General features: G+C 38.0%; 11 protein-coding genes. 4 read left to right on the forward strand and 7 right to left on the reverse strand.

Annotated features, from left to right (window positions below; translation table 11 throughout):
• Positions 1–176: 176 nt before the first annotated feature.
• The 5 genes from AN161_RS12565 to pdhA all read right to left on the reverse strand — a co-directional run bounded on the left by AN161_RS12565 (position 177) and on the right by pdhA (position 6087).
• Entirely contained in the window at positions 177–959 is a 783-nt protein-coding gene (locus tag AN161_RS12565) for an SDR family oxidoreductase (protein ID WP_053594700.1), read from the reverse strand.
• Positions 960–1187: 228 nt separating this feature from the next.
• The gene (gene lpdA / locus AN161_RS12570; RefSeq protein WP_053594701.1) at positions 1188–2603 is read right to left on the reverse strand and encodes a dihydrolipoyl dehydrogenase; all 1416 of its coding nucleotides are present in this window, start codon (positions 2601–2603) and stop codon (positions 1188–1190) included.
• A 5-nt stretch (positions 2604–2608) separates the two neighbouring features.
• Positions 2609–3943 carry a dihydrolipoamide acetyltransferase family protein gene (locus tag AN161_RS12575; protein ID WP_053594702.1) on the reverse strand — a complete coding sequence of 445 codons (1335 nt, stop codon included), beginning with the start codon at positions 3941–3943 and terminating at the stop codon, positions 2609–2611.
• A gap of 47 nt (positions 3944–3990) precedes the next feature.
• A complete protein-coding gene (locus tag AN161_RS12580; RefSeq protein ID WP_053594703.1) occupies positions 3991–4968 on the reverse strand; it encodes an alpha-ketoacid dehydrogenase subunit beta in 978 nt (325 codons plus the stop codon).
• 3 nt (positions 4969–4971) lie between these two features.
• On the reverse strand, positions 4972–6087 hold the full coding sequence (pdhA, locus tag AN161_RS12585; protein WP_053594704.1) for a pyruvate dehydrogenase (acetyl-transferring) E1 component subunit alpha: 1116 nt from the start codon (positions 6085–6087) through the stop codon (positions 4972–4974).
• 395 nt (positions 6088–6482) lie between these two features.
• On the opposite strand from pdhA, the gene def reads away from it, so the two are divergent.
• Positions 6483–7040 carry a peptide deformylase gene (gene def, locus AN161_RS12590; protein ID WP_053594705.1) on the forward strand — a complete coding sequence of 186 codons (558 nt, stop codon included), beginning with the start codon at positions 6483–6485 and terminating at the stop codon, positions 7038–7040.
• A 215-nt stretch (positions 7041–7255) separates the two neighbouring features.
• On the opposite strand, the gene AN161_RS12595 is transcribed toward def, so the two are convergent.
• The gene (locus tag AN161_RS12595) at positions 7256–8026 is read right to left on the reverse strand and encodes a Cof-type HAD-IIB family hydrolase (RefSeq protein WP_053594706.1); all 771 of its coding nucleotides are present in this window, start codon (positions 8024–8026) and stop codon (positions 7256–7258) included.
• Positions 8027–8771: 745 nt separating this feature from the next.
• Here AN161_RS12595 and AN161_RS12600 point away from each other — a divergent pair.
• On the forward strand, positions 8772–8981 hold the full coding sequence (locus tag AN161_RS12600; RefSeq protein ID WP_053594707.1) for a DNA-directed RNA polymerase subunit epsilon: 210 nt from the start codon (positions 8772–8774) through the stop codon (positions 8979–8981).
• 5 nt (positions 8982–8986) lie between these two features.
• Positions 8987–10654 (forward strand): ribonuclease J1, encoded by a 1668-nt coding sequence (rnjA, locus tag AN161_RS12605; RefSeq protein WP_053594708.1) that lies wholly within the window; start codon positions 8987–8989, stop codon positions 10652–10654.
• 376 nt (positions 10655–11030) lie between these two features.
• On the opposite strand, the gene AN161_RS12610 is transcribed toward rnjA, so the two are convergent.
• The gene (locus tag AN161_RS12610; RefSeq protein ID WP_053594709.1) at positions 11031–11864 is read right to left on the reverse strand and encodes a TetR/AcrR family transcriptional regulator; all 834 of its coding nucleotides are present in this window, start codon (positions 11862–11864) and stop codon (positions 11031–11033) included.
• Between the two features lie 99 nt (positions 11865–11963).
• Between AN161_RS12610 and AN161_RS12615 the strand changes: the two genes are divergently transcribed.
• Positions 11964–15053 carry an efflux RND transporter permease subunit gene (locus tag AN161_RS12615; protein ID WP_053594710.1) on the forward strand — a complete coding sequence of 1030 codons (3090 nt, stop codon included), beginning with the start codon at positions 11964–11966 and terminating at the stop codon, positions 15051–15053.
• Positions 15054–15441 lie beyond the last annotated feature (388 nt).

Consider the following 15441-nt stretch of genomic DNA (forward strand, 5'->3'; position numbering starts at 1 on the left):
AGGAAGTGATGGTTTTAGCCTTCGTTCCTCTATCGCTGATCCCCGAGGAGTCGCCCAACCTCCACTCCAATCAACTTATTTACATAGTATACGTTTTAACAAAATGTCATCCACAACTTTTGGTGATGGTCCTTAAATATTCCTTTTCTCAAAAAATATTACTATTTTAGTTACTTCTATAATGCATGTCCTGAACCGCCATCAATATTTACAGAAGTGCCTGTCACATAGCTCGCTGCATCTGATACTAAAAATGTGATGACATTTGCCGCTTCTTGAGTATCCCCTACGCGACCAAGTGGAATCGATTGACCTACTTTGCGAGAATAATCCCCCCACGAAAGTTCTGCCGCTTCTTCTTTCCATTTCTTCTCTATTTGATCACTACGAATAAGCCCAATACAAACCGAATTCACTCGAATATTATCTTTACCTAAATCTTTGCTCATGGCTTTCGTTAATGCCAGCCCTGCAGCACGACTTACAGTAGTAGGAAGGGAATTTGCTGGTGGTGTTTTAGCCATTACCGCAGTCACATTAACAATTGCACCGCCGCCAACCTTACGCATATGAGGTGCAGCATATTTTGAACAATTGACAGCACCAAATACTTTTAAATCTAAATCAGCCTGCCATAGCTCACTACTAACCGATTCAAAAGGATTAGCTGAAGCTGTACCTGCATTATTAATAAGGATGTCAAGTCGGCCAAAATGTTCTACCGTTCGTTCAATTAAGCGCTTACAATCCTTTTCCTTTGTAATATCAGTCGGTACAATTAAAACGTCCTCACCCGTTTCGTTTTTAATACAACTAGCAGCCACTTGAAGCTGTTTTTCACCACGAGCACAAAGTACAACCTTCGCCCCCTCTTTCACAAGCTGCATCGCTGTGTAATAACCAATTCCCTTACTTGAACCTGTAATAACTGCTACTTTCCCCTGTAATCCTAGTTCCATTTTATCACCCCGGTTTTTTTTCAACTTCTCTTGTTCGGCAGGCATCGTTACTTTTGAACATCTAGCCATCAATTTCTAAAATCTATCTTTCAATTTGCTAGGTCTATCCATCACTTCGAACTATATTTTTTGAATATTCATTCGATATAGTTACTTTATCAAAATTACAAGTAATATACAAAAAACGGCTACAAAGCAAATGCTTTATAGCCGTTCCAATTAACTCTATTATTTTTTCGTTACAATATGGATTGGGTTGCCAAGTAATACTTCAGCAGCTTCCATTGTAATTTCACCTAATGTTGGGTGAGCATGGATTGTTAAAGCAATATCTTCAGCAGTCATGCCGCCTTCAATTGCTAAGCCCATTTCAGCAATCATATCTGATGCACCAGCACCTACGATTTGAGCACCGATTAATAAGCCATCTTCTTTACGCGCAACAAGCTTCACGAAACCTTCTGTTTGGTTTAATGCAAGTGCACGACCATTTGCTGCGAATGGGAATTTCGCTGCAGTGTATTCAATGCCTTCAGCTTTCGCTTCATCTTCGTTATAACCAACTGTTGCCATTTCTGGATCTGTGAAGCATACAGCAGGAATAGCTAAATAATCAACGATTGATTTTTCACCAGCAATTGCTTCAGCAGCAACTTTACCTTCGTAAGATGCTTTATGAGCAAGCTGAGGACCTGCTACAATATCACCAATTGCATAGATGTTTGGAATATTTGTACGACATTGTTTGTCGACATTGATAAGACCGCGTTCACCGAATTCAATACCGATTTCAGCAAGGCCCATTTCATCTGTATTTGGACGACGACCTACAGTTACTAATACATAGTCAGCTTCAACTTTTTTCTCTTCTCCGCCAACTTCATATGTTACTACCACGCCGTTTTCTGTTTCTTCAACGCCTTTTGCAGATGCGTTTACTTCCATTTCAACGCCTTTCTTTTTAAGGCCTTTTTTCACGATTTGTGTCATTTGTTTTTCGAAGCCAGCTAAGATATCTTTGCCGCCTTCGATAATTGTTACTTGTGAGCCAAGATTAGCATAAGCTGAGCCTAACTCTGTACCAATATAGCCTCCACCGATAACGACTAATTTACCAGGTACTTCTTGTAAAGAAAGTGCGCCAGTAGAGTTTAGTACGCGATCAGAGAATTTAAATGTTGGAATTTCAACTGGGCGAGAACCTGTTGCGATAATTACATTGTTAAATGTGTAAGTTTGAGCAGATTCACCATTGATGATACGCACTGAATTAGCGTCAACGAAATAAGCTTCACCTTGTACAATTTCAACTTTGTTACCTTTAAGTAGGCCTTCAACACCGCCAGTTAATTTTTTAACAACGCTGTCTTTAAATGCTTGTGCTTTTGAGAAGTCTAATTTCACATCAGAAGCGATGATACCCATGTCATCTGAATGTTTAGCATGCTCAAAACGGTGACCTACTGAAATTAATGCTTTTGATGGGATACAACCTACGTTTAAGCACACACCACCAAGTACATTTTTTTCAACGATTGTTACTTTTTGGCCAGTTTGAGCTGCACGGATTGCTGCTACATATCCTCCAGGACCTGAACCAATGACAAGAGTATCTGTTTCGATTGGAAAATCTCCTACTACCATTTTTGTTACGCCTCCATTAATAATAATTCTGGTTCACTTAACAAACGCTTTAAGTGATTTAAAGCATTTTGCGCAGTGGCTCCATCGATCATACGATGATCAAAGCTCAATGATAATGCTAACACAGGTGCGGCTACAATTTCACCATTTTTTATTACAGGTTTTTCTGAAATTCGACCAATACCTAAAATCGCTACTTCAGGATGATTAATTACCGGAGTAAACCACTGTCCTCCTGCAGAGCCGATATTCGTAATCGACATCGAAGCGCCTTTCATTTCATGTGGTGCAAGCTTGCCTTCACGCGCTTTAGTCGCTAATTCATTAATTTCATTAGATACTGCAAAAACAGATTTACGATCTGCGTGCTTAATAACAGGTACTAGTAAGCCTTTTTCTGTATCTGCTGCAATACCAATATTGTAGTAATGCTTCTGAATAATTTCTTGCATTGCATCATCTAATGAGCGGTTAAATTCTGGGAATTCGCGTAAAGTTGAAATAAGAGCTTTAACTACGTAAGGTAAGTACGTTAATTTAACACCTTTTTCAGCAGCGATATCTTTGAATTTTTTGCGATGTGCTACAAGAGCAGTTACATCGACTTCATCCATTAGTGTAACATGAGGAGCCGTTTGTTTCGAGTGAACCATTGCTTTTGCAATCGCTTTTCGAATGCCAGACATTTTCTCACGTGTTTCTGGGAATTCCCCTTCAAGGACTACTGGTGTTGCTTGTGCAGTTGTTTCTTGTTGAACAGCTTCTTCATTAGCAACTTGTGCCGCTTCAGCCTCAACAGTGCCTCCACCGTTTAGGAAATTCTCAATATCTTGTTTTAAAATACGACCATTTTTGCCTGTACCTTTAACTTCACGAATATTAACATCATTGTCTCGTGCAAATTTACGTACTGAAGGCATTGCAATGACACGCTTATTCTCTTCAGCTACAACTTCAGTCTTTTCAGGAGTTTTCTCTGGAGCCTGCTCATCTTCAACAGGTGCCTTTGCTACTTCCTTACCAGATTCAGCTGTCGCTTGAACTTGAGCCTCTGTTTTCGCTTCAGCATGGTCATCACCTTTTAGCTTTAAGTCTTCATAGCCAGGTGCATCAAAGCGGATTAAGACATCACCAACAACTGCTACTGTGCCTTCTCCTACTAAGACTTCCTCTACTGTCCCTTCAACTGGAGAAGGGATTTCTACCACTGCTTTATCGTTTTGTACTTCACAAAGAATATCGTCTTCTTTTACTGTATCCCCAGCTTTAACGAACCATTTCACGATTTCTCCTTCGTGAATACCCTCGCCAATATCCGGTAATCTGAATTCAAATGCCATGTGTACCCATCCTTTCTATTCACCGTTCTTCAAGTCTAGAAGCTACATTAGAATGTTAAAACTTTTTTAGCTGTTGCCATTACATCTTTATAGTTCGGTAACCAAACACCTTCAGCTTGTGGGAATGGGTACACAGTATCTGGTGCAGCCACACGAAGTACAGGTGCTTCTAAGCTTAAAATTGCGCGCTCTGTTATTTCAGCAACTACATTTGCAGCAATACCTGCTTGTTTTTGGGCTTCTTGTACAACGATTGCACGACCTGTTTTTTCAACTGATGCAATAATTGTTTCAATATCAATTGGTTGAATTGTACGTAAATCAATAACTTCTACAGAGTGGCCTTCTTTTTCTAGCTCTTCTGCAGCCTTTAAGCTTTCGTGAACCATTAAACCATAGGCAATGATTGTTAGATCTTTACCTTCACGTTTTACATCCGCTTTACCTAGTGGAATTTCGTATGCTTCCTCAGGTACCTCTTCACGGAATGAACGATATAATTTTAAATGCTCTAAGAAAATTACTGGGTTATCATTTCGAATAGATGAAATCAGTAAGCCTTTAGCATCGTATGGTGTTGATGGTACAACAACCGTTAAACCTGGCTGTGATGCCATTAAGCTCTCTAAGCTATCAGAGTGCATTTCAGGAGTATGCACACCCCCACCGAATGGTGAACGGATTGTTACTGGTGCATTATAGACACCACCACTACGATAGCTCATACGTGCTAATTGACCATTAATTGAATCCATTACTTCATAAACGAAGCCGAAGAACTGTATTTCAGGAACTGGACGGAAACCTTGTAGAGAAAGACCGATTGCTAAGCCACCAATACCTGATTCTGCTAATGGTGTATCGAATACGCGGTCAACACCAAATTCTTTTTGTAGGCCTTCAGTTGCGCGGAATACCCCACCGTTGACACCTACATCTTCCCCGAATACAAGAACGTTTTCATCGTTCTTTAATTCTGTGCGAAGTGCATCTGTAATTGCTTGAATCATCGTCATTTGTGCCATAGGTTATTTCGACTCCTTCTCTTTGTAGATTTCATACTGTTCTTTTAAATTAGATGGCATTTCGCCTTTATACATATTTTCCATTAACTCTGTTACTTTTTGTTTTGGAGCTGCATCGGCTTTTTTGATAGCTTCTTTAATTTCTTCTTTTGCACGTTCAATAACAACCTCTTCTTTTTGCTCATCCCATAGACCTTTCGCCTCTAGGTATTTACGGAAGCGTACAAGAGGGTCTTTTTGTGCCCATTCACTATCTGTATCAGATGTACGGTATCGCGTTGGATCATCCCCTGCCATTGTATGAGGACCATAGCGATAGCATAGTGTTTCAATTAAAGTTGGACCTTCACCATTGACTGCGCGCTCACGTGCATCGCGTGTTGCTACGTAAACTGCTAGCGCATCCATTCCATCTACTAAAATACTTGGTAAGCCTGCTGCTACACCTTTTTGAGCAATTGTTTTCGCAGCTGTTTGTAATTCGCGAGGTGTTGAAATTGCATATTGGTTATTTTGTACAATGAAGATCGCTGGTGATTTAAACGCACCTGCAAAGTTAATGCCTTCATAGAAATCCCCTTGTGATGAACCGCCGTCACCTGTATAAGTTACAGCTACAGCCTTTTTACCACGTTTTTGAATACCAAGTGCTACACCCGCCGCTTGAATATATTGTGCACCGATAATAATTTGAGGTGCTAATACGTTTACGCCTTCAGGAATTTGGTTCCCCATAAAATGACCACGTGAGAATAAAAACGCTTTATCTAAAGGTAAACCATGCCATACGATTTGTGGTACATCACGGTAACCTGGTAAAATCCAATCTTCTTTTTCTAACGCAAAGTGTGAAGCAAGTTGCGAAGCTTCTTGACCAGCCGTTGGAGCATAGAAGCCTAATCGACCTTGGCGGTTAAGAGAGATAGAGCGTTGGTCTAAAATACGTGTATAAACCATACGCGTCATTAACTCAACTAGCTCCTCGTCAGATAATTTTGGGTCTGCCTCGTCATTTATAATTTCGCCTTCTTCATTCAAAATTTGAAACATTTCAAATTTATCTTCGATTTCAGTTAGCGTTTGTTTAGCATCAAAAATATTATTGTTTTTATTGCTCATTTGTCACATCTCCCTTTCAGCTGTATTAAAATAAATCACCTTTGCAACTAGTACAACTTATTCTTTGCACTCAGTATACTGAATAAAATACTGTCGGTCAATCATATATTACGCGTACAAACAAAGATTTTTTCTAAAATAACGATTAAACAATACTGTCTCATACTGTACCATCAATTAATATAAACTGTATTATAACAATGTATTTATAGTACACAAACATTAAGTTTTCCGACATGATTACCAATAGTAGAATGCCCCAGTTCTAGACAATCTAATAGCTATAGAAAAAATTTTTAAGTATATTCAAATAAGGTCTTTTTTCATGTGATTGTTTTAATACGTGATGTATACTTATAAGTAAGGCACTACAAAGTTGAAAGGAAGATTCACATATGATTTTAATGGATGATATTATTCGCGAAGGTCATCCGACTTTACGCACAAAAACTGAGGAGGTTAAATTCCCTTTAACTGATGAAGTAAGACAGCTTGCAGAAGGTATGCTTCAATATTTAATAAACAGCCAAGATCCTGAAATTGCAGATAAATATGATTTACGTAGCGGCATTGGATTAGCTGCCAATCAAGTAAATAGCCTACATCGAATGTTTGCCCTTCATTTAATAGATGACAATGGCGAACAATTAAGTTTTGTAGCAATCAACCCAAAAATCGTTAGCCACTCTGTAGAAAACACATACCTTGCCACGGGTGAGGGTTGCCTTTCTGTAGACCGCAACGTTCCAGGCTATGTACCACGTCATGCTCGTGTTACAGTTAAATTTAAAACAGTTGACGGTGAAGAGAAAAAAATGCGACTTAAAGGCTTGCCTGCTATAGCCTTCCAACATGAATTAGACCACCTTAATGGCATAATGTTTTACGATCGCATCAATGAAAAAAATCCATTTGCGGAAATTCCAGATTCTACACCATATGAGCGTGACTAAGGGCACATAAAGAAAACAAACCCCTGCAGTTGTTTAACATCTGTAGGGGTTTGTTTTCTTGCGTACCTCACCGCGATTTTCAATCCGCCACTTTGGTTTTCTACCCATCTAACAAAGAAACAAATGAAATATTAACTTTAATTTTTCACCTGTTTCCTAAATACAAAAGCAACTAACTGTAGTCATTTCCTCCAACTAGTTGCTTTTTATCTTCATTAAATAATATTTAACTCACGCATAATTTTAGCAAGACCGTCCTCATCTACATGATCTGCAATATGAGTAGCAATAGCCTTCACTCTGTCATGTCCATTCCCCATCGCCACACCTGTTCCAACAGCCTGTAGCATTTCTATATCGTTGATACCATCTCCAAAAGCAATTGCATCATTTAGTGTCAGTCCCATTTTCTCAAGGATTTTTTCAATGCCAGCAGCCTTTGAGCCTCCCTTTGGTAAAATATCACAAGAATAGCGATGCCAGCGTACAAACTGGACATTTGGAAACGTTTCACAATATAAAGGTTCATCTTTTTCTTCCATAAAAATAAGTGTTTGATACACCGCATTATGCATATAATAAGTTGAGTCTAAATTTGGATACGGGTATTTTAATGTATTTAAGCTTTCTGCCACCATATCGTTATTTCCAACAGATGCAATCATTCGCTTGTCATCTAAAAATACTACAGGTTCATTTCGCGCTTCACCAAAGGCAATGATTTTGGCTAGTTCATCTTTCTCAATACCGTTTGTATAGACAACCTCACCACGATAAACAACATATTGCCCATTAAAGGTCACATACGTATTAATATCTAGTTCTTCTAGTAAGGATTGAATCATAAAAGGTGCACGCCCAGTTGCAATGGCTAGCTCATACCCTTTACTACGAGCTTCAAAAAGTGCTTCTTTCGCAGAAGCAGGTAATATTTTTTCACTATTATAAAGTGTACCATCTACATCAAAAAATAAAATTTTCTTCATCTTATAGTCCCTCTCATTATGTATTATTCTGCAAAGGTTAATGACTTTACACAGGTGATTTTTTTTGTTATAATGATCCTAAGGAGTGATGTGCCATGATGAAGAAACTCAAACGCAAATTGTTGAAGCAACTTCGCGGCATACTCGGAAAAAAATCAATTGCCTAACATTTGCCCTTCATTATTTGAAGGGCTTTTCTTTATTTTAGAGTAACTGCGTGATAATATAAAGGAAATGCATTTATTTGGCTATGTGCAACCACTGTCTCATTGCTTCTTATCAAATACGCCTTGGTGTACTTACGTCCAGATTTTGAATTGTATCAACATAATTGATTCCTTTCAAAATCCGCGACATCTACCAGAGGCTTTAGGCCAGCAGATGTCTTTTGCGTGAAAGCGAAGCGTCAGCAGCACGTGTTTTTTGCGCGAAAGCGAAGCGTCAGCAGGCATAATGTTGGTCACTCAGGTATTTTCACAAGATGTGAAGTTCTTAGCCTGAGTTCATCTTTCTCAGCTATTATTTTGACATCCACTGTCTTCTGCGGTTGATGATTGGCTTTAAAGCCGCAAAATACATTTGCTGAACGAAGATAAATAGTGCAATTTTGAAACACTGAGATACAAGAAATCCAAACGCCTATTTCATTTTCAGTATACTAGAAATTCGCTATTTTTTCTTGTAGTACGTGTGTGGTATTAGTCAAAGGTGCAATAAAAATGTACGCAATAAAGGAGAGCAAACTATGATTTACAAAGTTTATTATCAAGAAAATGCTATTGAGATTCCAGTTCGCGAAAACACTAAAAGTCTATACCTTGAAGCTGCTTCAGAGCGCGAAGTACGTGAAAAGCTAAAAGACCGAAACTATAATATTGAGTTCGTTCAACTGCTTGAAGGTAACTATTTAACTTACGAACAAGCAAGTCCGAACTTCATCTTGGAGGAAATTTAACAAACATGAAGTTTGTTAAAAATGACCAAGCAGCTGTTTTCGCGCTCGGCGGACTGGGCGAAATCGGCAAAAATACTTACGGCGTTCAATTTCAAGATGAAATTATCTTAATTGATGCCGGCATCAAATTTCCAGAAGACGACTTACTCGGCATTGACTATGTTATTCCAGATTATACGTATTTAGTACGTAACGTCGACAAAATTAAAGGCTTATTTATTACACACGGACACGAGGATCATATTGGTGGTATTCCATACTTACTACGCCAAGTGAATGTTCCTGTCTACGGTGGTAAGCTTGCACTAGGTTTATTGCGCAATAAATTAGAAGAGCATGGACTGTTACGTACAACAAAACTTATCGAAATTAAAGAAGAAGATGTGATTAAGTTTAGAAAAACATCTGTCAGCTTCTTTAGAACAACACATAGTATTCCAGATGCTTACGGAATTGTTGTAAAAACACCACCTGGTAACATTGTGCACACAGGTGACTTTAAATTTGACTTTACACCAGTAGGCGAACCAGCAAACTTAACAAAAATGGCTGAAATCGGCCGTGACGGAGTACTTTGCTTACTTTCAGATAGTACAAATGCTGAAAAACCAAACTTTACAATGTCTGAACGTACAGTTGGAAAAAGTATTGATGAAATCTTCCGTAAGGTTGATAGTCGCATTATTTTTGCAACATTTGCGTCAAATATTCACCGTTTACAACAAGCAACAGATGCTGCAATAAAATACGGACGAAAAATCGCTGTCTTCGGCCGTTCAATGGATAATGCCATTACAATCGGTCGTGAACTTGGCTATATTAATGCACCTAAGGATACATTTATTGATGCCCAAAGCATTAATCGTCTTCCTGCCAATGAAGTAATGATATTATGTACAGGCTCTCAAGGTGAACCGATGGCAGCCCTTTCTCGTATTGCCAATGGTACACATCGTCAAATCCAAATCCAGCCTGGTGACACAGTTATCTTCTCTTCTTCACCAGTACCAGGAAATACGGTAAGTGTAAACAAGATCATCAACTTACTGTTCCGTGCTGGTGCAGAAGTTATTCATGGTGCACTAAATAATATCCATACTTCTGGTCACGGCTCTCAGGAAGAACAAAAATTGATGCTGCGCTTAATGAAGCCTAAATTCTTTATGCCGATTCACGGTGAATTCCGTATGTTAAAAATGCATACTCATCTAGCAGAAGATTGTGATGTTCCACTTGAAAATACATTCGTTATGGGGAATGGTGACGTCCTAGCATTAAGTGCGAATGAAGCACATGTGGCAGGTCGTATTCCTTCAGGAGACGTTTATATTGACGGTAATGGTATTGGAGATATCGGCAATATCGTGCTTCGTGATCGACGCATTCTTTCTGAAGAAGGTTTAGTTATCGTTGTTGTAAGTGTTGATATGGAAAATCAAAAAATTGTTTCCGGCCCTGACATTATTTCACGAGGCTTTGTTTACATGCGTGAGTCAGGTACGATGATTAATGAAGCACAAAAAATGCTAAATCGTCATCTAAATGAAACTATCCAAGGCAAAACTCCTCAATGGACTGAACTGAAAAATGAAATTACTGACGTGTTAGGACCCTATCTATTCGAAAAAACAAAACGTCGACCTATGATTTTACCGATTATAATGGAGGTTTAACCTCACTAAAAAAAACTACGCAAAGTTTGCGTAGTTTTTTATTTTCAATTTTTTGAAACCTCCTTGCTTCTTTTTCGTATATAGTAATAACAACTCTAAAAATCATCTCAGTAATACAACCAGTAGACATACTTAGCATTCAGTTAATCGAAATGATTTAGAGTAGTACATTCAGTAAGATACCGTTTTTTAGGAAATGGCTGCCTGAGTGGAAATCTTATTCATATTGTGGTGCTACTAGAAGCACTGCTATCACTTCTAATCACCTAGACTATTACATAATTTCCGCTAACACTTCAAATTTTTCGTACGACATTTAATCTCAATAAAAAAAAGGATCGTTCACCTTTTAGAGTGAGCAATCCTGTTCTTATGCCTAAATCTTAAAGTATTTAGCTAGTACATAAGCAACCCATTTATAATCCGACTGTAAGCGTATGTTTTCAATTAAACCTTTTAGAATTGGTTTGCTATAGGTTAGATTTTCAACTTGATATTTTAATAATTCAAGAGACTCGCGTTCAATAGACTCCTCTAAACCATTTAGATATTGTTCGATTAATTCTAGCAAATATTCCTGGGAAACTTCTTCATCACAAGGTTTTGCTGTTAATTGAACAAGCTCTTCAGTAATAAAGGGAATCGTTGTATGCCTTGCTATAATATCCGTCTTTTCCGCTAAAGATTTAGCCAATTGATCTAAGTCTAGTGGTATATCGGAAAAAATAAAAAGTTCTGCATAGCTCTTCATAAATCCTTTAATACAATACATGACATCATACTTTGTATTTCGGAGTTCATCCTGATATAGCTGCTCAAGCATATAAAGGATTGACTTCGACATATCGGCATCATAGGCACTTATTTTCTGAAACAATTCTTTTTTAGTTAAAAGGACTTTTTCATTAAAAAAAACTCGAGCAGATGCAGAGTGGTTTTTAAATGCTTGAAAAATACTTTTGTAAAACTCAACTAATATAACATCTTTACTAAGTGAACCTCTGACTACTTGGTCAATGTCAGTAACAAACTGCTGTAGATAGTACTCTACCATCGAAAATAGAAGTTCATCTTTTGTTTTAAAAGATAAATAAAATGCACCTTTTGAAATTCCACACCTTTCTGTAATTTGCTGTACAGATGTAGATTCAAAGCCTTGTTCAGAAAATAGCTCTAATGCTTTCTCCATAATTAGTTGCTTTTTTAGCATACTTTTAATTCTCTCCTAATGTATTTCGTTGACAAATGACCGATTAGTCATTATTATAAATAACTGAATCTAGTAAGTCAATAAAGGGTAGGTGTGAAAGTGAAAGGTTTAGTTAATTTCGTTTTGAAAAACAAATTAGCAGTGTGGTTATTAACAATTATCATCACTGTCTCGGGTATTTATTCAGGTACAAGAATGAAAATGGAATCGATACCTGATATTTCTATACCATACTTAATAGTTATGGGTGTTTATCCTGGCGCAACACCTGAACAGGTCATGAATGAGCTTTCCATTCCATTTGAAAAGTCAATAGAGAGCTTAGAAGATGTAAAGGCTGTTTACTCAAATTCCTCTTCAAACGTAGCACAAGTTCAAGTTGAATACGACTACGGAATTGACATGGATGAGAAAAAGCGCCAATTAGAGTCCGCTTTAGATAATGTAAAACTACCTGAGGGTGCTGAAAAGCCGACAATTATGGCAATTAGCATGAATATGATGCCTGTCGTAGCTTTATCAGTAAGTAGCTCTAAGGAAGATATTGTTGAATTAACGTCAACAGTAGAAGATATTTTACTTCCTAAAATCGAAAAAATTGATGGGGTTGCTTCTGCAACACTCACTGGTCAGCACATTAACCAGGTTTCATTTAAATATGATGAAGCGAAAATGGCTGCGCTTGGTTTAACAGAGGAATCTGTCAAGCAAATGATTCAAGCAAGTGATATGTCACTTTCACTTGGATTATATGAATTTACTGCTGGCGAACAGGCTGTTTCAGTAGACGGTAAAGTTACATCCGTAGATGAATTAAAAGACCTATTAATCCCAGTAACGCCTTCAGCTACAAATCCATCACCATTCGTTCGCTTAGGTGATATTGCGAAAATTGAAGTAGAAGGTAAAGTACAATCTGTGTCACGTACAAATGGCAAAGATGCGATTGCGATTCAAATTGTTAAAGGTCAAGATGCCAATACAGTAACTGTCGTAAATGCGGTTAAAGACCTAATTAAAGACGAAGAAAAATCTATAGCCGGTTTAAAAGTAGATATCTCACTTGACCAAGGTGCTCCGATTGAAGATTCAGTCTTCACAATGATTGAAAAAGCCGTATTCGGTGGCGCAATTGCCGTATTAATTATTTTACTATTCCTACGTGATTTCAAATCGACAATTATTTCGATTATTTCTATCCCAGTTTCAGTATTTATGGCATTACTACTATTAAACTGGATGGATATCACATTAAACATTATGACCCTCGGTGCGATAACCGTTGCCATTGGTCGTGTAATTGATGACTCCATTGTAGTTGTTGAAAACATTTATCGACGTATCCATTTAAAAGAAGAAAAATTAACAGGTCGTGCCCTTATTCGGGAAGCGACTATCGAAATGTTCAAACCAATATTTTCTTCAACATTAGTAACTGTAGCAGTATTCGCTCCACTAATTTTCGTAGGCGGTATGGTTGGAGAATTATTCATGCCGTTCGCGTTAACCATGACATTTGCTCTAGGTGCTTCATTAATAGTAGCGATTACAATAGTTCCAGCTTTATCTCACTTCCTATTCCGTAAAAAAATATACGGTGAGAAAAAAGAAAGTCAGCATAAAGAAGTTGGTAAACTTGCTACTTGGTATAGAGGTGTACTAGAAAAAGCATTAAATCATAAAATTATTACATCTGCAATTGCGATTGTAATGCTTGTTGGTTCACTTGCTTTAACACCACTTATCGGCTTCAGTTTCATGGGCTCTCAAGAAGAAAAGGTTATGTACTTAACTTATTCACCAGCTACAGGTGAGCTAATGAAAGATACAGAAGCAAATGTGGCAAAAGTAGAAAAAGAATTAATGAAACGCAAAGACGTTGATATTTTACAAGTCTCTATCAATGATCCTAAAAATGTTGATCCTTCTGCAATAATGATGGGTGGCGGCGGTGGCGGCGCCTTAATGTACCTCATTTTTGATCCTGATATGAAGGACTTCCCTAAAGCACGTGAAGAAGTAGAAGACTATATATTTAACATCGGTCAATCAGGAGAATGGAAAACTCAAGACTTCTCAGCTATGTCTATGTCTTCAAATGAAGTAAGCTACACATTATATAGCGAGGACTTAGATAAGCTTCGTAAAGCAGTGAAGCAAGTAGAAGGCGCATTAAAAGAAGTTGATGGTCTAGAAGACATTAAGTCTGATAATGAAGATCCATATGTTGAACATACCTTAAAAGTAGATCAGAAAAATGTTCTACAATATGGTTTAACGACGGCTCAAATCGTCATGGCATTGAATTCAAACACTTCATCAGAAGTTTTAACATCAGTCAAGTATGACGGTGAAGATATTGATGTCATTGTACAGCATGAAGCAAAGGCAGCAGCATTATCTCTTGATGATGTATTAGCTACTGAAATCAAAACAGCCTTAGGTACAACAATGACAATTGGCGAATTAGTAGATGTAGAAGAAGGCACTACACTTAACACATTATCTCGCTCTAAAGGTGAATATTTCGCAACAGTGTCTGGTACGATTATCGGCGACGATATTTCAAAAGCAACTTCTGCTGCTGATAAAAAGATCGATAAATTAGATTTACCTAAAGGTGTAACGACTGGCGTAGCTGGTGTGGCTGCAGATATGCAAGAAACATTTACAAAGCTTGGAATTGCTATGTTAGCTGCAATTGCTATCGTTTACTTCATCCTAGTAGTAACATTTGGTGAAGGGTTAGCACCATTCGCTATTCTGTTCTCACTACCATTCGCAGTAATTGGTGCATTTGTCGGCTTGTTCGTCACAGGTCAAACCATTTCTGTTTCTGTTATGATGGGACTATTAATGCTCATTGGTATCGTTGTGACTAATGCCATCGTATTAGTAGACCGTATTATCCATATGGAACGTGACGGACTCGCTATGCGAGAGGCCATTTTAGAAGCAGGTGCAACTCGTTTACGCCCAATTCTAATGACAGCCATAGCCACAATCGGTGCGATGGTTCCAATGGCACTCGGCGGTGGTGGCAGTGGTCTAATTTCAAAAGACCTAGCGATTACAGTAATCGGTGGTTTACTATCTTCAACACTATTAACATTAGTAGTTGTACCAATCGTATATGAAATGTTATCTAAAATGTTAAAGAAAAACCGAAAAGATATTGAAGAAGATTAATAAATACATGTAAAAAAGGGCTCTCCTTTACAGGAGCGCCCTTTTTCTATGTTTTGATATCATCACCATAGCGTGGGTTGTACGACTGGGCGCTTTGTTGCTGTCGCTTCGCTTTCGCACAGATAAAACATTGTTGCTGCCGCTACGCTTTCGCACAGAGCAGAGCTTCCTGGGGGCATTAGGCTAACACGATGTTAGTCACGAAGACGTTATCACAGGACGTGATGGTTTTAGCCTTCGTTCCTCTATTGCTGATCCCAAGGAGTCACCAGTCACCGCTTCAATCAACTGATTAACATGGCATACGTTTAAACAAAATATCATCTCAAACATTCGATAATGAACACTCATTTTTAATGTAAATTCATGAAAAATAAAATCATCTGAA

It is taken from the genome of Lysinibacillus sp. FJAT-14222, from assembly GCF_001278875.1.
Lineage (GTDB): Bacteria > Bacillota > Bacilli > Bacillales_A > Planococcaceae > Lysinibacillus > Lysinibacillus agricola.